This is a genomic window from Cohnella abietis (assembly GCF_004295585.1).
GTDB classification, from domain to species: Bacteria; Bacillota; Bacilli; order Paenibacillales; family Paenibacillaceae; genus Cohnella; species Cohnella abietis.
Genome location: NZ_AP019400.1, coordinates 5,420,725 through 5,440,800 on the forward strand (window position 1 = coordinate 5,420,725; position 20,076 = coordinate 5,440,800).

At 43.0% G+C, this 20,076-nt stretch carries 21 protein-coding genes; all 21 read right to left on the reverse strand.

The features are described 5' to 3' along the window. Positions 1–26: 26 nt before the first annotated feature. The gene (locus KCTCHS21_RS23995; RefSeq protein WP_130614135.1) at positions 27–974 is read right to left on the reverse strand and encodes a hypothetical protein; all 948 of its coding nucleotides are present in this window, start codon (positions 972–974) and stop codon (positions 27–29) included. 156 nt (positions 975–1,130) lie between these two features. Further along, entirely contained in the window at positions 1,131–3,011 is a 1,881-nt protein-coding gene (htpG, locus tag KCTCHS21_RS24000) for a molecular chaperone HtpG (RefSeq protein ID WP_130614137.1), read from the reverse strand. Between the two features lie 230 nt (positions 3,012–3,241). After that, on the reverse strand, positions 3,242–3,511 hold the full coding sequence (locus KCTCHS21_RS24005) for a NifU N-terminal domain-containing protein (RefSeq protein WP_130614139.1): 270 nt from the start codon (positions 3,509–3,511) through the stop codon (positions 3,242–3,244). A 42-nt stretch (positions 3,512–3,553) separates the two neighbouring features. Next, positions 3,554–3,994 (reverse strand): HEAT repeat domain-containing protein, encoded by a 441-nt coding sequence (locus KCTCHS21_RS24010; RefSeq protein WP_130614141.1) that lies wholly within the window; start codon positions 3,992–3,994, stop codon positions 3,554–3,556. A gap of 95 nt (positions 3,995–4,089) precedes the next feature. Continuing rightward, positions 4,090–4,818 carry an ECF transporter S component gene (locus tag KCTCHS21_RS24015; RefSeq protein ID WP_130614144.1) on the reverse strand — a complete coding sequence of 243 codons (729 nt, stop codon included), beginning with the start codon at positions 4,816–4,818 and terminating at the stop codon, positions 4,090–4,092. Beyond that, positions 4,800–6,494, reverse strand: a complete 1,695-nt coding sequence (locus tag KCTCHS21_RS24020) for an ABC transporter ATP-binding protein (RefSeq protein ID WP_130614146.1) — start codon at positions 6,492–6,494, stop codon at positions 4,800–4,802. The genes KCTCHS21_RS24015 and KCTCHS21_RS24020 overlap by 19 nt, the downstream gene beginning before the upstream one ends. Continuing rightward, the gene (locus KCTCHS21_RS24025; protein WP_130614148.1) at positions 6,467–7,357 is read right to left on the reverse strand and encodes an energy-coupling factor transporter transmembrane component T; all 891 of its coding nucleotides are present in this window, start codon (positions 7,355–7,357) and stop codon (positions 6,467–6,469) included. The genes KCTCHS21_RS24020 and KCTCHS21_RS24025 overlap by 28 nt, the downstream gene beginning before the upstream one ends. Next, complete coding sequence (locus KCTCHS21_RS24030) at positions 7,357–8,283, reverse strand: DUF4430 domain-containing protein (RefSeq protein ID WP_130614150.1); 927 nt, start codon at positions 8,281–8,283, stop codon at positions 7,357–7,359. The genes KCTCHS21_RS24025 and KCTCHS21_RS24030 overlap by 1 nt, the downstream gene beginning before the upstream one ends. A 70-nt stretch (positions 8,284–8,353) precedes the next feature. After that, on the reverse strand, positions 8,354–9,964 hold the full coding sequence (locus KCTCHS21_RS24035) for an S-layer homology domain-containing protein (protein WP_232057944.1): 1,611 nt from the start codon (positions 9,962–9,964) through the stop codon (positions 8,354–8,356). 232 nt (positions 9,965–10,196) lie between these two features. Continuing rightward, on the reverse strand, positions 10,197–11,132 hold the full coding sequence (locus KCTCHS21_RS24040) for a hypothetical protein (protein ID WP_130614154.1): 936 nt from the start codon (positions 11,130–11,132) through the stop codon (positions 10,197–10,199). A gap of 6 nt (positions 11,133–11,138) precedes the next feature. Then, positions 11,139–12,170, reverse strand: a complete 1,032-nt coding sequence (locus KCTCHS21_RS24045; protein WP_232057945.1) for a zinc-dependent alcohol dehydrogenase — start codon at positions 12,168–12,170, stop codon at positions 11,139–11,141. Between the two features lie 39 nt (positions 12,171–12,209). After that, positions 12,210–12,983, reverse strand: coding sequence for an SDR family NAD(P)-dependent oxidoreductase (locus KCTCHS21_RS24050; RefSeq protein WP_130614156.1), 774 nt, complete (start codon positions 12,981–12,983; stop codon positions 12,210–12,212). Continuing rightward, positions 12,967–13,962 (reverse strand): C-terminal binding protein, encoded by a 996-nt coding sequence (locus tag KCTCHS21_RS24055; protein WP_130614158.1) that lies wholly within the window; start codon positions 13,960–13,962, stop codon positions 12,967–12,969. The genes KCTCHS21_RS24050 and KCTCHS21_RS24055 overlap by 17 nt, the downstream gene beginning before the upstream one ends. 75 nt (positions 13,963–14,037) lie before the next feature. Next, a complete protein-coding gene (locus KCTCHS21_RS24060) occupies positions 14,038–14,697 on the reverse strand; it encodes a GntR family transcriptional regulator (protein ID WP_130614161.1) in 660 nt (219 codons plus the stop codon). Positions 14,698–14,763: 66 nt separating this feature from the next. Continuing rightward, positions 14,764–15,165: a hypothetical protein gene (locus tag KCTCHS21_RS24065; protein ID WP_130614163.1), complete on the reverse strand. Its 402-nt coding sequence runs from the start codon at positions 15,163–15,165 to the stop codon at positions 14,764–14,766. A gap of 110 nt (positions 15,166–15,275) precedes the next feature. Then, positions 15,276–16,124, reverse strand: coding sequence for a class I SAM-dependent methyltransferase (locus KCTCHS21_RS24070; protein WP_130614165.1), 849 nt, complete (start codon positions 16,122–16,124; stop codon positions 15,276–15,278). Positions 16,125–16,200: 76 nt separating this feature from the next. Continuing rightward, positions 16,201–16,467 (reverse strand): hypothetical protein, encoded by a 267-nt coding sequence (locus KCTCHS21_RS24075; protein ID WP_130614167.1) that lies wholly within the window; start codon positions 16,465–16,467, stop codon positions 16,201–16,203. 146 nt (positions 16,468–16,613) lie between these two features. Next, on the reverse strand, positions 16,614–17,513 hold the full coding sequence (locus KCTCHS21_RS24080) for a metallophosphoesterase family protein (protein ID WP_130614169.1): 900 nt from the start codon (positions 17,511–17,513) through the stop codon (positions 16,614–16,616). A 44-nt stretch (positions 17,514–17,557) separates the two neighbouring features. After that, the gene (locus tag KCTCHS21_RS24085; RefSeq protein ID WP_130614171.1) at positions 17,558–17,902 is read right to left on the reverse strand and encodes a DMT family transporter; all 345 of its coding nucleotides are present in this window, start codon (positions 17,900–17,902) and stop codon (positions 17,558–17,560) included. Beyond that, positions 17,899–18,684, reverse strand: coding sequence for an HAD family hydrolase (locus KCTCHS21_RS24090; RefSeq protein ID WP_130614173.1), 786 nt, complete (start codon positions 18,682–18,684; stop codon positions 17,899–17,901). Before KCTCHS21_RS24090 ends, KCTCHS21_RS24085 begins: the two co-directional genes overlap by 4 nt. A gap of 16 nt (positions 18,685–18,700) precedes the next feature. Further along, positions 18,701–20,047: an ABC transporter substrate-binding protein gene (locus KCTCHS21_RS24095; RefSeq protein WP_130614175.1), complete on the reverse strand. Its 1,347-nt coding sequence runs from the start codon at positions 20,045–20,047 to the stop codon at positions 18,701–18,703. Positions 20,048–20,076: the final 29 nt, after the last annotated feature.

Genomic DNA, 20,076 nt, shown 5'->3' on the forward strand with positions numbered 1-20,076 from the left:
CTGGTTACTCCTCTTAAATGTAATGCTTATTCATCCGTATAGACCTTCAGGTCGGAAAGAGTAAAGCCGTTTTTTCCATCCGCGCTTTTAGTAGTATCGTACAGCTTGTCGAAAGTTATGATAAGAAGACCAGGATCATTAGGATCAACGTCAATTGTAATGACTTTAGATTTACTGGCATTCACTCTAATCTCGGCAGTTCCTGATCCTTGGGCTTTCACATTCATATCCGTTGTTCCTGTATTCTTGAAAGTGAAGCTTACCTTATTTGCTTTAGAATCAGATAATACGATTTGTGAGAAGAAGTTATTATTATTAACGAATTTATTGTTGCTGTACTTCAATTCCTCATAGCTCAATATAGAACTATCTATTAATTCCTTTGCCGTATAATAGTCACCATCAGTCGTATCTGTGCTGGCATCGCCATCAGAGCTTTCCAAATAATCTTGGCCATAATAACCCTTCAATAGAGAATAAACCTTATCTTTTACTTTCTGTGGAAGTTTATCCGTATCCGCAAAAGGAGTATTCTTGCCTGCCTTCTCTGTTACGAATTTTGGAGTACCCTTGGAATCAAGCAAATAAACATTTACTGTATAATCGGCCACCTGAAAACCTTCAGATGAAGCCGTGAGCAAGTATCCTTTCAGCTTAAAAGCTTGTCCTAAAGCTTTCGTTGCAGCGCCTTCCTTCGTAATGTCCATATTAAAATGTTTAATATAACCATTATTATCGGCTATAAAGCTCCGAATATTCTTAAAGGTATTTGTAGATGTAGACGTAATTTTAATAGAAGGGTGTAAAATACTTTTAATTAAATTGATATCCCCTTTTTCTACTGCGGTCATATATTTTGTAATGACTGCAAGCTGTGCCTTACTAGGCGCTTTAGAAGTGGTGGCAGCGAAAACAGAGCTACCGTTTGCTAATAACAATACGAGCATTAATAATACCGAAATCCCTTTTTTCATTTTTCGCATCTCCTCTAATGTTGATTCACTGCTGTTAATCTGTAGTCAATAGACCTATGACAGCCTTTGACATTCCCAATATTATACTTCAATATACCCATTATAAAAAGCCGATCATAAGATCGGCTTGGGAAAAACATAAATAAGCAGCTTATATTAGACCATAACCTTACAAATATCGTTAGTAAACTCTACCGGATCCTCAATCGGCAATCCTTCAATTAACAGAGCTTGATTGTACAACAGCATCGTATACAGATTTAGCTTCTCCTGATCCTTCTCAAAAGCATCCTTCAAGGATTGGAACACCGCATGGTTAACATTAATCTCAAGCACCTTTTCCGCTTTTACATTCGGATTATTCGGCATGGCGTTCAATATTTTTTCCATCTCGATTGTGACTTCGCCTTCCGTGGAAAGACATACAGGGTGACTTCTTAATCTCTTAGACGCCCTAACGTTTTTCACTTTACCGGACAGCAGGCCTGCCATCGATTCAAACAGATCCTTATTGTCTTTCTCCTCGGATTCTGTTTCTTTATCCTTCTCATCTGCTTCAATTCCCAGGTCGCCGCTGGAGACAGATTTGAATTCTTTTTCCTTATAAGACGTTAGCATCTTAATCGCGAATTCGTCAATATCGTCTGTAAAATAGAGAATTTCGTAGCCTTTGTCAGATACGAGCTCCGTTTGTGGAAGCTTCTCGATTCTTTCGTTTGTTGCCCCAGTAGCGTAGTAAATGTATTTCTGATCCTCTGGCATTCTTAAAACGTATTCCTCGAGAGTAACCTGCTTCTTCTCCGTTGAAGAGTAGAACATCAGCAAGTCCTGCAATACGTCCTTGTGAGTACCGTAATCGTTGTAAATACCGAACTTCAATTGTCTACCGAAGGATTTGTAGAATTCATCGTACTTGTCTCTCTCATCCTTCAATAGGCTTAGCAGCTGGCCTTTAATTTTGCTTTGTATGTTCTTGGCGATTAGCTTCAGCTGACGATCATGCTGCAGCAATTCACGCGAAATATTGAGGGATAAATCTTCGGAATCTACCATCCCTTTCACGAAGCTGAAGAAGTCAGGCAGCAAATCCGCGCATTTGTCCATAATGAGCACGCCATTGGAATACAGTTCTAAACCCTTCTCAAATTCCTTGGAGTAAAAATCGAACGGAATACTTCCCGGAATATATAGGATCGCATTGTATCTCACAGCACCATCCGCACTGAGATGGATATGCTTAATCGGCTTATCAAAGCCATAACGCTTCTCGGAATAAAATTGAGCGTAATCTTCCGCAGTAAGCTCGCTTTTATTTTTCTTCCAGATCGGAATTAAGCTGTTAACCGTTTGCTCTTCTTGATAATCCTCGAATTCATTGTCGCTGCCTTCTTTAGGCCTTTTGCCAACTACGTCCATCTTAATCGGATATCTGATGAAATCGGAGTATTTCTTAATGATCGCCTTTAAACGATATTCCTCCAAATACTCATCGTAGCTGTCGTCTTCGGTATTGTCTTTAATTTTCAGAACAACTTCTGAACCTACCGTATCCAACTCAGCTGGCTCAATCGTATATCCGTCTGCCCCAGTGGATTCCCACTTATAAGCGCCGTCTCCATCCAATGCTTTACTTGTGACAGTAACCACATCCGCTACCATGAAAGCAGAATAGAAGCCAACGCCGAATTGACCGATAATATCGTGTCCGTCTTTGGATTCATTATCTTTCTTGAACGCTAATGAGCCGCTCTTCGCAATAACACCTAGGTTGTTCTCCAGGTCTTCCTTAGTCATACCAATTCCGGTATCACGGATAGTTAATGTTCTATTTGCCTTATCGGCAACCACTTTAATATAGTAATTGTCTTTGTCGAAAACCAATTTATCATCAGTCAACGCCTTATAGTAGATCTTGTCAATCGCATCACTGGCATTGGAAACCAGCTCTCTGAGGAAAATCTCCTTTTGCGTATAAATGGAGTTGATCATCATCTCCAATAATCTCTTGGACTCCGCCTTAAACTGTTGCTTAGCCATGAATTGTTCTCCCTTCAATGTTAGAACTAATACTGATAAGATTGAAACAAGTGGTTTAGCACTCCTATTCGGCGAGTGCCAACACTTATTTTTTTAACATTATGGCACACTAAAGTCAAGCAAATTCAAATCAGAAATTCAAATATTAGCTAAAAGGGCTGTCCTCTGATCTTCGCAGACCTTAAAGGACAGCCCTTATATTAAATCACTCTGATGCCGCTTCTACGCGATCAACCATATACGACTTTGAAAGCCTCTTTTATTTTTGGTGAAATTTCATCCCAGTCAGCTTCTGCTGTCTTGGTCACTGTGACAAAATTATTGATTCCAAAAATATTATCCACACCTTCTATGCTTAGTAAAGCTTGAGCTAGAGGATGGTCTGTTTCTGCACCACTTTTCAGAGAAGTACTCTTGGGACCTTCAAATACCCGTTCACTCGTATTAATCTTAATAGCATTCGGATTCGGTGTTTCTTGAATATTGATTTCTACAGCCATATGATCACTCCTACTTAATCTATCGGATGCCTTGAATTTATTCTAATGTCTTAACGAGGCCCACTTACTCTCGAGATAAGTATCAAACTCATCGCCCTTGTCGCCTTCGTAAGTATCATATACGTCCATTCTCATCTTTTTCAGCTTCTCTTTGAACTCTTCATAAGTATGACCTTCTGGCAGGCTCTTCTTAATTCTGACTAAAATTTTAGTCGTTCCCTTAATCAAGTCCCCAGTATTCCTTGGTGGTAGTTGAACATCCTCGCCCAACGCCTTGAGCCCGCGGTACGCAGCCTCTTGAATTCTATACACAGTATCGCTATTCATTCTGTGAGTTAGCGTAGCAATGCTTTGTTTGTTATTCCACTGACCTAACTGTTCAACAGCAGCTAGACGCTCTCTCCAGTTAGACATTCGGTTAGCAGCTGTTTTTATTTCCTCATAATTTACAGTTAATTCACCTTTGACTTCTTCATTATCCAAGCTTCCCAATCTCCTTCTATTCCAACTCTTCTTATTGTCTCCTCACCATCATACCCCATTTGTGCAGACAAAAGCTCAAGTATATGTTCAAGTAGCTAGTATTTAATAAGCCCATACTTGGTTTTTATACGATCCAGCTTTTCTAGCATAGGCTTCGAAATGAAAAACAGGAACACAACAGTCGCTATCGCATGCACCATATCAAACCAAAAGCCTGAAATATAAATGGCTTGTAATGCCTTCCATGAAAAATGTGACGTGAACATCATAAGGGAGCTTACATTAATAATTCCCCCGTAAATAACAAGCGTCGATATTCCACCAAATACACATAGAGACAGCTTAGTCCTCTTGAGCAGCCCCTTCTGAGATAAAATACCTGCTAGAAAACCAATTATGCCAAAGCAGAACATTTGCCATGGTGTCCACGGTCCTTGTCCAAAGAAAAAATTGGACACAAATCCCGCTGTCGCTCCTACAAGAAAGCCTGCCTCTGCTCCAAAGCTAACACCTGCAATAATGACGATCGCAACAACCGGCTTAAATTGCGGCAGCATAAAAAAAGCAGCCCGCCCAGCTACCGCAATAGCGGATAACACAGCTATAACAATTAATTCCCGGGCCTGCGGCTTTCGTTTTTCGAAAACCAATGCAAATGGTATCATTGTATACAGGATGATCAATAAGCTTATAAAGTAATACTTCCGGTCATTTAACACATAAACCCCGAGCAAGATCGTAGCCGGTATGACAAAGAGAATAAGTACAGCCGATAATAAGGTTCGGCGACTCAATCGATCATCTGCTAGCTGCTGTTCCGACATCGTTCAATCACATCCTCAACCGTTACTCCATCGCTCCATATGTGGCGTACCATGCGATTGGCCGCAGTCGTATAAAAGCTGTTTCCGGAGAAAAACTTTTTCGTTGTATTCGAGGTAATAATGCTTCCATCGAAGAACATCGCACAAACCTCTCCATACATCGCACAAAATTCAATATCATGTGAAACCATAACAATTGTAACACCATCTGCATTCAGCTTCTTCAGAAAATCAGCCAGCTTTTTCTTAAAAAAACCATCAAGACCTTTGGTTGGCTCATCGAGTAGTAATATCCTCGGCTCTAGTAACAATACCTTAGCAAGTGCAGCCCGTTGCTGCTCTCCCCCGCTCAAGTCATAAGGATGCATGGAAAGTAAATGCTCAAGCTCTGCAAACTTAACGATGGCTTCGATCTTTTCCGCTTTTTCTTCCTTCGTTAGGCTTGTATGAGATAGCATTTCATATAAATCCAGTTCTACTGTTTTTTTCACAAATAAGGTTTGCGGGTTTTGCGGGAGTATTCCTAGGTTATTAGTGAACAGCTCTTTCGAGCTCATCTTAGCCGGATTTTTCCCACCTATTAGAACCTTCCCTCTGTAGGGCTGAAGGATACCGCTAATAAGCGATAAGGTCGATGTCTTACCTGTCCCATTGCCCCCAACGATACAATAAAATTGTCCCTCTCTCACTTCAAAAGACAAATCTTTAATGATATCGGGCCCGTTCTTTTCGTACTTAAACCATACTTCTTTAAACTTAAGCGCAATTGGGCTCGTTGAATCTCGACTTGAAGAATCAGAGCTTATCTTAACCTCTGGAGAAGCTGTAGCTGCTGCAGCCTTTCTTTGACTAAGAAAGGCATTAAGCCATTGTCGTCCTTCTTTCACCGTTAGAGGAGAGGGCAGATCAGTGTCTACTCCTGCATGTATCTGCATCGGCGAAGGCATCGAATAAAACATCGGATGGTTTAACCTGCCTAAGGATTGTCCAACCTTGTCCGGGGAATCATCAGCAATAATAGCTCCTTCATCCATGACAACCAATCGATCAGAAATCGGGAGTACATCCTCCAAACGATGCTCCGTCATAATAATGGTTGTGCCCAGCTCTTGATTTATCTTTTTTATTGTCTCTAGGAAGTCGGTAGCAGCTATGGGATCAAGCTGGGAGGTGGGCTCATCAAGTATTAATACCGAGGGATGCATAGCCATAATAGAAGCCAAATTCAGAAGCTGCTTCTGACCTCCAGACAGCTCAGTCACCTTTTTGTGGAACCAGGCTTGGATACCAAAGAAGCTAGCCATTTCTGCCACTCGAAGGCGAATGCTAGATTGGTCATAGCCTAAGCTCTCCAGTCCGAATGCCAGCTCATGCCACACCTTGTCTGTCACGATTTGATTATCAGGACTTTGAAGCACGTATCCAATTTCCGATGCCTGCGTACGTTGATCTATATCAGCTATAGGCTGACCACAGAAAAAAATATTTCCGGCGCTTTTGCCATGAGGAGTTAGAATTGTCTTGAGCTGTCTAAGCAATGTGCTTTTTCCACAGCCTGACTTCCCGCATATCGTTACAAACTCTCCACTCTTTATCGTAAGGTTAATATGAGATAAGGTTTCTCTTTCCTTCTCAGGGAAGGTAAAGACTAAATCCTCGATTCGATATATTTCCACTTTATGGCCTCCACCCTATTGATGATCACTGGTATCATGCATAGAACAAAATAGGCAATATACACAGCCACGCTGAATGGTGTAATTTCTATCATTTTAATCGACGGGAAAAATCTTATCGTATTCTCCCCCCATGCTGCCCCTAATAGAACTATTACCATCAGCCCGATCATAATGGTGAGTACGATCTTATCCCGACTATCCAGCCGAAATATGGAGAAGCTCGTGCGTTTAGGCAGCCCGTATCCCCTTGATTTCATGGAATCAGCGGTTTCGATCGCATTTTCTAATGCCCAGGTGGTCATAATGGACAGAATAGTAATTCCGTTTCGTGCCCTCTTGAGAATATTTCCTTGTGAAACATCCCTTCCGATACACTTCTGAGCATTGGAAATGACCTTAATCTGCGCAATATAGCGGGGTACAAAACGAAGCACCATTGAGAAAATTAAGGATAGCGCGGGGAGTATTTTGCCAAAAATATATATAAACTTGTCCGAGGTCATTACGACGTTATAACAGGAGAACCAGATGATTATGGTCACAAACATAAAAGCTGCCGCCACTCCGTACAAAATGGATTCTAGAGTAATCGGATTCCCGCTTTTCAAGTAAAACAAGATCGTAACCCCAGCATGATTAAAAGCAGGGTTCATCGCAGCCATTAACAATAATAGCGGCACCATGTAGAGCAAATTAAATTTAATAGCCCTTTTCCCTTTAAGCATAACAGAATAGGCTACAGCACTAATGAGAGCAATAGCCTGAAAAGCAGGATGCATAAATATCATACTGAACAGCAGTACCGCAACAAAATAAACAAAATTAACGATAGGATGAAAGGTCGAGAAGCTATCCCTCATTATTTCTTGTCTCCCCCTGCTGTCGCGTCGCCACCTATGTCACGACCTAGATCGCAAGTGTATACCCAGTCCACGACATCGCCATCCTCAAGTATATATCGGCTACTGCCGTAGTTTGGAAACCAACCATTCACCTTAAACATCCATCCACTTAGCTCGCCACAGTCGAACTCATATATATTGTTAATACCCTCAATATAATTACTGTTGTATATGGGAGTCATTTCGAATTCCATATGTATTTTATTACTTTTCATTTCTCTGAGCAGTACATCAAACACGGATTCACCCTTGTAGAAGGTCACTTTCCGGGCTTTATAAATAACACCATCCTCTGGCAGCACCTCTAGCTTATCCTTATTGAATATATTCAGATTGTCTAAAATCGTTTTACACGTTACAGACAATGTAACAGTCAATTTTTCTTTTTTGTCTACCTTAACATCCTGCCATTCAACAGGTTTAGGTTTTCCAGCAGGTACGGGATCGGTAAGATATTTATCCTTTTTAGGTTCAGGACTTGGTTCTTTAATCTCCGGCTTAGTTTGAGGTGGCTTACTCGCCTCTGGACTTTTATCTATTTTATCTGGTGCTTTACCTGTTTCTGCTGGCGTGTTTGTTGGGGCTGACTCTTTAGCTGCTTCGGTTTCTTTAGCTTCTTGAGGTTCTTGCGCTTCTTTGGTTTGTTGAGGCTCTACCGTCTCTTGAGAACTGCCTATCTCTGGAGAGTCTTTTGTTCCTATCTCTGTTGTGCCTTCGTCTGAATTCGTTGCCGTCTGAGAAGGAACGGTCTCATTAATACTTGGTGATCCAGTACTGCTCTCCGCAACCTTTACAGGGTTTTTCTGATAATCCCCGCCCCAGAAAAATGCGATCACCAGCACAGTAACTATGAGTATAGCTGTTAGCCATTTTTTGTTATTCATTGCTTGCTCCCACCTTAAATAACTAAGCAAGGGCACTAGAACTACCCTTGCTTAGCTCTGTAGATTAATGCTACTTGACGTCCGTCATGTCATAAAGACGAGTCTTTCCATTAATAAGTCTATCATACGCCACTAGTGCATACATAGCCTGATCTGAAGCCATAAGATCAACATCTCCCGGCTTTGCACCACCATTGTCTGCTCCACCTTGCTTAATATGATAGAATCCTCCACCAGGTGTAGTAAAGCCTAGTAAAGCATCAACAGCAGAATGCCCGTTTTTAATAAATCTAGGGTCACGGTGCGGATCTATGCCAAGGCTGGTTAGAGCTACAATAACCTGAGCGACACTTTCAGAGTTCATGGAGTCCATGCTTGAATAACCGCCATCTGCTTTCTGTGCCTTTGACAACCAAGCAATGCCCCGATCCACAGCCGCTTTGACATTAGCATTAGATTCGTAATATGGCGTGAGGCTTTGAATAACCATTCCCGTTATATCCGGATCAGATTGTGTAGCATTACTACCTAATGTCCATCCTCCCCCATTGATCTCTCTTTTCAGAATAAAATCAATGAGCAGCTCTCTTGTCGTTTGCGTTTTTACTTCTTTTACAAGAGGGATCTCGTATTGATTACTGTCCAATGCAATAAGGGCAAAGATCGGTCCATTAATCCCTTGTTTAATGACAGTGTCGAAATCAGCCAAAGGCTCTGCTAAGTGATAGCCCGCCACATTATCGATTTTTTTACCAATCGAGGTTAACGCCAAAATAACTCTATCATATTCCGTGTATTTCACATTATGCAGCTTACCTGACTTTTCCTTAAGCGTCTTTTCTAAGTTAGCGTAGTATTTAGCATAGTACTCATTAGGAATTTTCACATCAGAGCGTGCTAAACCTAATACTGTCCACTCTCCGCCTACACTAGCTACAACCGGATCAGTAACAGCCTTCTGCAAAAAAGCAGCTGTGGCTTGAATGTATTTCTTAACCTCATTATTGACTTCTTTAGCTGGGTTTTCTTCAGATGCCTTTGTTTCATTCTTAAAGTCATAAGCTCTAGTGGCAACTACTGCCGCCATTTCTCTTGTGACCATATCCTTCGGATTAAACAGTTGATTATCGCCTAGCATAAGCTCAAAAGAAACAATGAGCTCCACATCAGCTTTAGCCCAAGCAGAAACCGATTTAATGTCTTTAATTACAGGAGCTTGCTTAGATGACTTAATTCCAAGTGCTCTAATGATCGTTACTGCCATCTGCTCTCTAGTAATCTTGTCATTAGGATTAAATTTATTATTAAAGCCTGTCATGATACCTTCTTTAGAAGCCACATTTACATAAGGATAGTACCAGTCTTTTTCCGCAACATCCGTAAAGCTAATAACTTTATCTGCGCTAATATTAAGTCTTAGCATGGAGACTAGAATTTTAGTAAATTCTGCTCGCGTTATTGTACTTTTAGGATTAAACTTGTTGTTGCTTCCTTGAATAAAGCCATTCTGCGTTGACTTACTAATAGCTGTATAAGCCCAAGATGAGATGGCATCTGCATCGCTGTACAGCTTAGTCAGATCAAATTCCTTTACTGGGGCAACTTCTGCTGCATGTGACACCGACAATTGAGTTGGAAACAGCGATAAAAACACACTTACTGCAAGAAGCCACGTTATCATTCTATTATTTTTCATAGTATATACTACCTTTCGCTTCTCTTAGATTTTATCTGGAAAATGCAGAAAAACCCTCTCAACTCTAATAGTTAAGAGGGTTTTAGATTAAACAGCTAAAAGTAGCATGCACTAATAAGCACCTTCCTACCCTACTTAGAGTCATGGCATTGAATTTTCTAGCTCATCATATCTAATTAAGTAAGGATGGTCAATTATATTCTGCAATGCTTCCCATTTATGTGATTGAGCAAGCTAGTTCCCATGATCGACCTTCTCCAGCTTCAATGCTTGCGCATCTTCCGGTTGCAAAAGCCTCTCCTAAGTGGTCCAGATATCCCGTAGACGGCTCCAGTGCAACTTGATATTCTCCTGCCCACCCTCCTGCATTCATCCAAATTCCCGTATAAGGTAGCTGTGACGGATCATAATCGAACCTGAATGCTTCACCGGTAGACGGATCCAGCACCATACACCAGCTGCAATGAAGGTCCGGGTTCACATAAAGCTTCTGAAAACGGTTCGTGCTCAGCGCAGGCATACTATCAAGGCTGTTAAGTTTCCCTTGCACCTCAGCTACCGGCCAATTCCAGCTGCTATCCCGCTCCCCTAGCCAGCCGGTCGACGCTACAGCTACGACAACATTATCGACGGAATCTGGCAGGATAATTTGCATTCCTTCCCGCGCCTTTAATATGGGATGTGGTGCCCAGATAAAGGGTAGAGCAAGCTTACTCTTATTCAACAATCGATAGGAGAACTGAATAGTGCTCCCGTTCAGTGAAATTCTTTTTTCCAAACTGTAAGGCCAAATGGGACCCTCGACGGACAACACTGTCGTTTGATAATCTTCACGATATATGGACCAAGGCAGCGACCATACCTCCCCGTGATCCGGGGCATAGAGGACGCTCCCATCATGAAGCGTTACCGTACAAGGATCAATGGTCGGAATCATTTCATCCCAACCGCAGCGATCCCAGTCTCCCCAAAAGGAGCCGTTGGTCGGACGCTGAAAGGGCCTTCCCGATGGACGATCCAGCCACTCGCGTCCAGTTTGTTTATTGATAAGCGAAATTGCTTTGCCCCCCAAAGACGGGAGAAGGGTTAGTCGAAGCCTTTCGTTCTCGATCACGTAGGTTTCAAAACCATCGAAGCAAGATGTCGTTGGCAACAGCGCTCAGTCCTCCTTATGCCCCATTGAGAGCATGAATTTCAATACACCACCGCCGGAATTGCTCAATAGCTTATCGAAACAGGCCTTTCCTTCGGACAGCGAGGCTGTTTCCGTCCATGATGAAATTGCAATTTTTCCCTCTGTAATCCATCTTAAAGCCGTTTCGAAATCGAGTGGCGTGTAGGCGAATGTACCGATCAGCTGGATTTCATTGCGTACAATTTCATTTATCGGCAATAAACTTTCCGCTTCATGTAGACCGATAAACGAGACTTTACCCCCTACTCTCGTGTTTTTAACGCATAACGAACGGGTTGCTTGGACTCCTACTGCATCGATGGAAGCATCAAATCCGCCCACAGGCATTAGATTGATAAGCTCCTCATTCGTACGAACAGCAATTGCTCCCAATTCACGAGCAATGGCTAAACGGCTTTCATTGAGATCGTAAATGACTACTTGATCTACTCCGAATTGCTTTGCTGCTAGATAGGCCAATAATCCAATCGGGCCCCCACCGCAAATCAATAGCCGATCCGTTGGTTGCAGCTTTAGCTGTCGACAGGCATGTACTCCGCATGCCAATGGTTCGGCAATTGCGCCTTCTTCATAACTAACCTTATCTTCTAGTATGTAAAGATTGCTCTCAGGTACAGCTACGTATTCTGCGAAAGCTCCTGCAATATGCGCTCCGAGCAAAAGTCGATCTGGACATAATTGCGCATAACCAGATAAACAGTACCGGCAGCTACGGCAGGAAATCAAAGGGTTTGGAGCAACCCGGTCACCGATGGAGAAGCCTTTCACTTCCTCTCCTACACTCACGATCCGTCCAGAAAATTCATGACCCATCACAAGTGGCGCTGTTCGGATCGAGCTTTCTCCCAAATATCCGCTTAGCTCGGAGCCGCATATTCCTACTCTCTCCACCTGAACCAACACCTCGTTTTTGCGAGGCGTTGGCACAGCTATATTTCTTAAATTCAATTGTTTAGGACCCTCATATACTAAAGCCTGCATCATAGATAAACTCATAATTCCCCTTCTTTCCCTTAGTCGGTCCGCTCACTAAAATCAAAGCTGTGCTAGCATGCCACCGTCGATAACAAAGCCGGAGCCGATTATGAATTTGGCTTCATCACTGGCCAGGAAACAGATTAATGCCGCAATCTCTTCCGGCTCACCAATACGTCCCAGTGGCTGAGCATCCTTCCAAGCCAATTTGGGTTCCGAATCCGTCTGTCCATCAAGCTTGGCCCAACGATTGAGCATCCCCGTATCCGTTGCGCCAGGAAGAACAGCATTAACTCGCACACCGTGTTCTGCAAAATCAATAGCCATGCTTTTAGTCAATGCAAGCATTCCGCCCTTGGACGCCGAATAGGCAGCATGATTGCGAATCGTAGCGTGGGCGTGCACGGAGGCAACATTAATAAAGGCTCCGCCATTGCTTTTAATAAGATGGGGGATCGCGTACTTGCCCAAATAAAATGCACTAGACAGATTAACTCGAATCGTGTCCTCCCATTCGTCCTCCGTTAATTCCACGACGTTCTTCAACGACTCAATTGCAGCGCTATGAACGATAATATCTAACCGGCCATATTGTCGAACAGCTTCATCAATTAGATTTCTGACACTCGCATTGCTACCGACATCAGTCTTAATATAGCGACAGCTGCCTCCAGTCTGTGCTACTCTCTCCAAAGTGCCTGCTGCTTGGGTTTCCGAACGATTGGCGATAATGACATGTGCTCCTTCTGAAGCAAGGCGCACAGCCGTTTCACGACCTATACCGCTTCCCCCGCCCGTTACGATCGCAACCTTACCTTCAAATCGATGAGTCATCCGCTGCTCTCTCCTTTTTCTTCATATATGAAGCATTCACCGGGGAATTAGGCAATGCGCCGCTTATAACGCGTGCTGCTTCCTCACCTGCCAAACGTTGAAGACGGGGAAGCGATTCTTCAGAGTAATAGGCACTATGGGGAGTAAGAATGACATTAGAATGACCGATTAATGGGTTGTCTACAGACGGTGGCTCCTGCTCAAGTACATCTAGGCATAACACTCCAATTTTCCCTTCCACAACCGCTGCGGCAGCATCCTCTATATTTACGAGAGCCCCACGTGCTGTATTGACGATCACGACTCCCTCTTTCATCTGGTTCAATGTATCGGCACTTACAAAATAACGTGTATCTTCGTTTAATGGCATATGAAGAGACAAATAATCGCTAGTAGCGAACAATTCATCGCGTGTAACAGCTCGAACGTCATAATGAGCAAGAGCTTCGGGTGAAGCCCAAGGATCATGGGTTATGATCTTCATATCGAATGCTTTCGCCCGTTTGGCAACCATCTGCGCAATCTGTCCAAAGCCAGCGAGACCAAGTGTCTTTCCAGCAAGACATTGAATAGGGCGATGCTGTAAGAAATCCCATTCCCCTTTATGTACACTTTCGTTGCAGACGGTCAGCTTACGAGAGGCGCCAAGCAGAAGAGCAAAGGTGTGATCGGCAACCTCGTCCATGCAATAATGCGGGATATTACATACCCAGATCCCTCGTTTTGCCGCTGCCAACAAATCTACATTATCGAACCCAATTCCATAGCGGATAATAACTTGGCAATGCTGCAAACCTTCAATAATTTCAGCAGTGATAGGCGTATATTGGACGAAGAGTGCCACGCCATCGGCTGCCTCCCTAATAATCTCGTCAGACTTATTTACGGTGAGCTCAATTAGTTCCACGCCGATTTCCTTAAGGATTTGGCGTTCCTGATGAAGATCTGAAAATTCGTGAGGCAATGCATAAGCTTTCATAGTTGATTCCTTCCCTTCTTGTTACCTTTATGTATATCGTATAACTGTTAACACTTTACGTTTAAAGAAAGCTGATTATGTAGCTAGCAGCTCTTTCAAGTTAGTGATCATCACTTGCTCCGCCTCATCAAGATGCATCTTGATCAATGCACAGGCTTTATCTGCATTATGCTCTTGAATAGCCGTAAGAATCGATTGATGGTGGTCTATGATTTGATCAGATCGAGGATTTCCTTTATTCGTGATTTCAAGAATAGACATAATAACATCCTCAAGACCGTTCCAAGACTGAATGAGTGACTTATTCGCAGACAAGCTCACGATGCTCCGATGGAACAGCATATCCCATTGGGAGAATTCATCAGTAGAAATTGTGAGGTCTCTCATATTAGCCAGTATCATCATAAATTCGTTCATAGCAAATAGCTCTGAGGGATTTGCTATCCATCTGATAACAGAAAAGCTCTCTAGCATATACCGAAATTCAAAGAGATTACGGATATCCTGCTCGTCGAATTTCCGAACACACACCCGACCGTTGGATAACCGCTCCGCGAATCCTTCTCTTACTAGAAGCTGCAACGCATCTCTAATGGGCCCTCTGCTCATGCCCCATTCTTCCGCGAGTACAGGCTCCGCTAGATGGTAACGATCGGGATATTTCCCCGTTATAATCGCTTTGCGAAGCTTACGGGATACCGTATCACCCATTATATTTCTTTTTATGATACTCATTACTTCTCACCTCATGATATCTCAAAACAGTTAACAGTTTTAAGATATCATGACCCTCTTAGAAAGTCAAAGTAACTTCTTAATAAGCAAGCCCACACCCGGTCTATCATAATGAATAGTAGAAATATTCCCTTCTATTGTTACATTGGCTGGATAAAAAATCAGACTAATACGTTTATTTTCTTTTTCATAAATATAAGTAAAGGGAACAAAATCGTTAGAAGCGCCACCTTCCCACCCTGAAGTGGAAAGCTTATTTTCATGCCAACGTATAGCTTCAGAATAATTCAAGTTGGGGATAAAATAACATTCATCCCCCTCCTCCATAGCTACTTCAGGACATTGAGATACAGATTTGCTGGCTTTGGGATGAATAAACTCATATTGAGGCGTTGAATAAGCCATCCAAACTATTACCACAGTTACTATAACCGACATAGCTAATCCATAAATCAACCATTTCCTCAAGAGAACCCCACCTATTCCCTTATACTCCTTACTATTCAATTAACGGAATCAACTTGGAAAATGTTTCTATAAAACGGGGTGAGCATTGGGTTGAGAATTGCTCTGACAACTTACTCCGCAATGAATGTGTAGGTGGATAAAGATTGAATGCTACTGCAATTAGCAGATGCATCCTTCAATAGCTTCACTTCGGATTGGATATAAGCTTTAAGCTTTTCCGGTGCATGGGGTAATTCATTTAATTCAGATACATATTCCGATAAAGTAAAATCGACCTCCCACCCGCCATCTTGTAAATCTGTTGAGTTAATCGATTGCTCTTTTACAATTTTCCAGCCCGCATTCACAGCTAGCTCTTTCAGATCCTCCGGGGTAAATAACGTACGAATATTGGAAAAGCTACTCTCCTTAAAACACTCGTATTGCGCTTGAATAGACACAGCCAAGAAATGTGGGAACTGCTCCATAGTCTTAATTCGGGTGTCCCATTCCGCTAAACATAAGGATTTTCCCCATCTCTTAACCTTCTCCAGTATTCGGGAGAGCTCTTCGAAGGATTTCAAGTACCAGGAGCAGTGGGACAGCACGATCGTATCAAAATAATGGTCTGGAAAATCAACATCCGGAGAAAGCACATCAACTTCAAAACGGATATCGATTTGTTTACCTAGTTTGGACTGCTTTAAGTGGGATATCGCATCACCAAGTGTAATTGGACTGCCGTAGTCAGGCGAAGCAATATCAATTCCATGTACTAACCCATTATCGCCAACTAAATAAGCCAACACAGCTGTCGTATCTCCCTGACCGCAGCCTATTTCCAGCACTCTGCTTCCTGCTTTTATGTCCCATAACTCAGCCAGTTTTATTCGATGCTCGGTTTGTACTCTTTGAATGTTGGAAGCTCCATCGCTCAACAGCATACAACTAAGTACATTTTCTAAAATATCATTGTTCATACGCACTACTCCTTCATATAGAAGAGCTCATTAAGCTCAATCCGGCATAATCCTTCTATCGTTTCCATGTGTGAGTTTATTTCTTCCTTCTCAGAAGCCTTCCTACATAAAAAACAGCTACCCCTAATAGCATCAATCCAAGGCTTTCAATTACTCTCCACATTGGGCTTGATATAGATCCATATTTGGTTTCTTGCTGTAAATAATCAACTGATGCATAAGAGCTTATAATATCTGGAACATCATTAGGACTAAAATATTCCCTTCGTATCATCTGAAAAGCATAAAAAACAAATACAAACATTATTCCTGTAATGAGAGCTTTAATAAATGTTTTATTCATTGTTACCACCCTATCTTCATTTCTATGTCCTCATATTACCATTAGTAGGAGATAGGTGTCTCAGTTCATCCGGTTTCCAAATAGCAAAAAAGGGCAGGAAATAGACATTCTGTCCATCTTCTACCCTTTTTAAGGCTTTGAAGCTTTCACTTTGTAGATGAGTCATTAAGCGGTATAGGAGGATAATTAACCTGGAATTGCGCGGATTCCACCCAACTGCTCGTTGTAAAATCTCGGCCTTTTACGAGAACCTTATCCGCATAAATTTCCACATAATAGCCTTGGCTACCCGTAAGATGAGCATCCGCATCCGTCCAAAGATAAGCAACCGATGCTGCGTTAAACATAGTCGCTGTCTCTCCACGACCGTCGAACATCGTATGTCCAGCTTCCAGCTGCCAATGCGTATGCCCACTGAACATAATCGCTTGCGGGTGTTTCTTTAGGACAAGCTTTAGCTCAGTATCCTGCACAACACCGAACCAGTCCTGTGCCTTCAATGAACCTGCTACTGTATCGAGAAGGGGCTGATGCAAGAAAACAAATACCGGTCTGTCCTCAGAAGCATCCTCGCCCAATTTCTTATCCAGCCAATCCAGCTGCTCCTTAGACAAGTGACAGAACTTCTCAAGTCCCTTCTCCGTGCCGAGAAAGATAAAATGATACCCCTCAATCCAGTGATCGTGATACGCACCTGTCATACCTGAATAGTTTGTGTAATTTCCCAGTCTTGATTCCCAGATTCCGAAAGCAATATCATGATTACCAACAGCATAACGAATAACAGGAAGCCCATCTTTATTCGCTTCTACAATGCTATTCAAATGCTCATATTCTTCAATAAAACCATGGTCCGTCAAGTCTCCGACATGCATAATTCCAATGCTTCCGTTAGTATGGGCAACAATATCCTTCAAAGCTCTATCGAAGTTATGATTATATTCATGATCCGGATCGGTCGTCACATGCGTGTCAGTAATAACCTGAAAGACAGCCAGAGGCTGCTCATTAGATTCGGCGAAATTGCTATGGTTTGTTGTTGACATGCATACACCCCTTTTCCACTAGCCACTATCTCTTCACTGGAAAATCACTGATGAACCTTGGAGCTTATATTTAATCCGATTACACCAATTACGATAACGACAATCCACATCATGGAGGTTAGCGGAAGCTGCTCATTGAACAGCTTCACACCTACCAACGAAATCAGAACGATACCGACGCCGGACCAGATTGCATAAGCAATACTCATATCCATATAATTCAGAGCAAAATTAAGAAATGTGAAGCTCGCCCCGTAGAAAAGGAACATGAGAAGAGATGGCCACAGCTTTGTAAAACCTTCGGACATCTTCATCGAAATCGTGCCCGACAGTTCAAGTACAATAGCTAAAGCTAGAAACAACCAGCCTATTCCGCCCGAAGCTTTCATTTGGGCCTCCCTCCTGGCTGAAGCTCCTCATAAGCACCAATAATAATGTCCGCATCCTGAAAAGTTCCCTCTCCAGCTGCTTCGGCGTCGGATCGGTCAAGACCAATGCAGAGTCTTGCACCTGCAGACTTCCCCATTCTCATATCTCCATTCGTATCGCCGACCACGACAGCTCCTTGAACATCGATGGAAAGCTTGCGACAAGCAAGCTCCATCATATCGGGGAACGGCTTTCCTCGCTCCACTTGGTCAGTTCCAACAACAACACTAAAATAATGCCTAATACCTAGCCATTCCAGATGCTTCTCCGCTGCTCCTGTTTCGTCAGCCGTTACTACACCTAACGGAATCCCTTGTTCGTGACATGCTGCGAGTAGCTCCTTGATACCGCTGATCGGCCGAGCGGGACGAACCCGCTCTAGCTCCTCATCAGCTGCTAATCGGCATAGCTGCACCAGCACCTTGGATTTATCCCAAGACAGACCTAGCTGATATCCCTGCCATATCAGGAGGGCAAAAAGCTCCTCCATTGTTCCCATCGCAAGCGGTCCATTCCGGTCGTAATCATTGATCGTTCCATCCGACCCGTGGATTGTCCCCCAAAATGAGGACTCCATCTTGGGCAGCTCCAAGCCAAGCTCCGCCAATCGGCTCCTGAAGCTTTTAATCATATACTCGCTCCAGTTACCCCACATGGATACAAAATCTAGAAGTGTGCCATCCTTATCGAATAGAATGCCTGTTATTTCATAGCTGACTTTATTGATATTGAGTTCAGGCATTGCTTTCGTCACACTCCTATTTGTTCATTTTATCCAGTGCCTTCTGGGCCGTTTCCTGTGCTTCTTTAAGCGCCTTCTCTGCTGGGATTTTCTCGATTTGTACTTTATCCGCCGCAATCTTCAGAGCATCGGTAATTTTTCCGCCAGTTGGATCTTGGAACGGAGCAGAACCGTGTGCTGCCTGCATAAGCGGGATTTTGCTTTGTGGATTTTTCTCACTGTAAGCTGCAAAATCAGGATCATTAAGTGCAGATTGACGAACTGCAATATAACCAGTATTCATCGACCAGAATGCCGTGTTCTTTGCATTGTTGAAGAACGCAAACCATTTGAACGCTGCTTGCTGCTCCTCGGGGCTTGCTTTTGCCGGGATACCGGCCATAATTCCATTTGCTACTGGCTTACCCTCGCCCACTCCAGCCCATCCTGGCTGCTCCATAGCTCCAAGCTGTGTAAAATCAAGATCACCTTGGTCACCGCTTGAACCGGTATAGCCTGCAGCTTGACCCTTCATTACGTCATCAATCGTCTTGTACCAATATTCCCAGCCTTGTCCACCAGAGTGAATGCCCATAATGCCATCTTCATGAATCCATTTGCTGAACAGTGACCATGTCTCTACCCATTCAGGAGTATTGATCAAAACAGTCTTGCCATCTTCACTAAGAACACGGCCGCCTTTGCTTAATACGGCATCAACCATATTCTCATAGCCCCACATTGGTTCCCATCCGTACACGGTTGTTTTTCCATTTGCCTTCACTGTCATTTTTGCAGCAGCTGCAGCGAGATCTTCCCAAGTCTTTACCTCTTCAGCTTTAATGCCTGCCTTCTCAAACAAATCCTTACGATAATACATAACCTGAGTCGTACCATACATAGGAACGAAATATTGCTTGCCGTCCACCTGTCCCTGTGTCATGAAGGTTTGCACGAAATCTTCTTTGTTATAATCCGGATACTCCGCCATCAACTCGTCCAATGGGGCAAAATAACCTTTGCGCGCCCAATCCACATTTGAAGCTAGTACAGCAGCTGGAACCTTACCCGCAGCGATGGCAGCTTGAAGCTTCTGCTCAGTCTCCGTGTAGTCGGCTTGCACAATCCCCTTAACGATAACTTCTTGCTGTGAGGCATTAAACTCATTAATAAGAGTCTTCATATGGTCGCCCAGCTTGCCGCCCAATCCATACCAGAATTCGATTGTTACCGGCTTCTTAACCTCAGGCGCAGAATTCGTTGGTGTACTCGACTCATTCCCACCAGTAGCACCAGCCGTTTTATCGTTATTTGTACCACAAGCCGTTAACAGAACAAAACTCAATACCATCGTAAATAGTAAACCTTTTCTCAATGAAATCATTTTCCTATCCCTCGCTTCATTTGTTTTGA

Excerpts from the sequence above, each read along its gene's own strand:
- KCTCHS21_RS23995 (WP_130614135.1), bottom strand. The coding sequence starts at position 974 with ATGAAAAAAGGGATTTCGGTATTATTAATGCTCGTATTGTTATTAGCA.
- KCTCHS21_RS24075 (WP_130614167.1), bottom strand. The coding sequence starts at position 16,467 with ATGAATAAAACATTTATTAAAGCTCTCATTACAGGAATAATGTTTGTA.
- htpG (WP_130614137.1), bottom strand. The coding sequence starts at position 3,011 with ATGGCTAAGCAACAGTTTAAGGCGGAGTCCAAGAGATTATTGGAGATG.
- KCTCHS21_RS24050 (WP_130614156.1), bottom strand. The coding sequence starts at position 12,983 with ATGACTCATCGATTTGAAGGTAAGGTTGCGATCGTAACGGGCGGGGGA.
- KCTCHS21_RS24045 (WP_232057945.1), bottom strand. The coding sequence starts at position 12,170 with ATGAGTTTATCTATGATGCAGGCTTTAGTATATGAGGGTCCTAAACAA.
- KCTCHS21_RS24080 (WP_130614169.1), bottom strand. The coding sequence starts at position 17,513 with ATGTCAACAACAAACCATAGCAATTTCGCCGAATCTAATGAGCAGCCT.
- KCTCHS21_RS24095 (WP_130614175.1), bottom strand. The coding sequence starts at position 20,047 with ATGATTTCATTGAGAAAAGGTTTACTATTTACGATGGTATTGAGTTTT.
- KCTCHS21_RS24070 (WP_130614165.1), bottom strand. The coding sequence starts at position 16,124 with ATGAACAATGATATTTTAGAAAATGTACTTAGTTGTATGCTGTTGAGC.
- KCTCHS21_RS24025 (WP_130614148.1), bottom strand. The coding sequence starts at position 7,357 with ATGAGGGATAGCTTCTCGACCTTTCATCCTATCGTTAATTTTGTTTAT.
- KCTCHS21_RS24085 (WP_130614171.1), bottom strand. The coding sequence starts at position 17,902 with ATGAAAGCTTCGGGCGGAATAGGCTGGTTGTTTCTAGCTTTAGCTATT.
- KCTCHS21_RS24090 (WP_130614173.1), bottom strand. The coding sequence starts at position 18,684 with ATGCCTGAACTCAATATCAATAAAGTCAGCTATGAAATAACAGGCATT.
- KCTCHS21_RS24055 (WP_130614158.1), bottom strand. The coding sequence starts at position 13,962 with ATGAAAGCTTATGCATTGCCTCACGAATTTTCAGATCTTCATCAGGAA.
- KCTCHS21_RS24035 (WP_232057944.1), bottom strand. The coding sequence starts at position 9,964 with ATGATAACGTGGCTTCTTGCAGTAAGTGTGTTTTTATCGCTGTTTCCA.
- KCTCHS21_RS24060 (WP_130614161.1), bottom strand. The coding sequence starts at position 14,697 with ATGAGTATCATAAAAAGAAATATAATGGGTGATACGGTATCCCGTAAG.
- KCTCHS21_RS24005 (WP_130614139.1), bottom strand. The coding sequence starts at position 3,511 with ATGGCTGTAGAAATCAATATTCAAGAAACACCGAATCCGAATGCTATT.
- KCTCHS21_RS24030 (WP_130614150.1), bottom strand. The coding sequence starts at position 8,283 with ATGAATAACAAAAAATGGCTAACAGCTATACTCATAGTTACTGTGCTG.
- KCTCHS21_RS24015 (WP_130614144.1), bottom strand. The coding sequence starts at position 4,818 with ATGTCGGAACAGCAGCTAGCAGATGATCGATTGAGTCGCCGAACCTTA.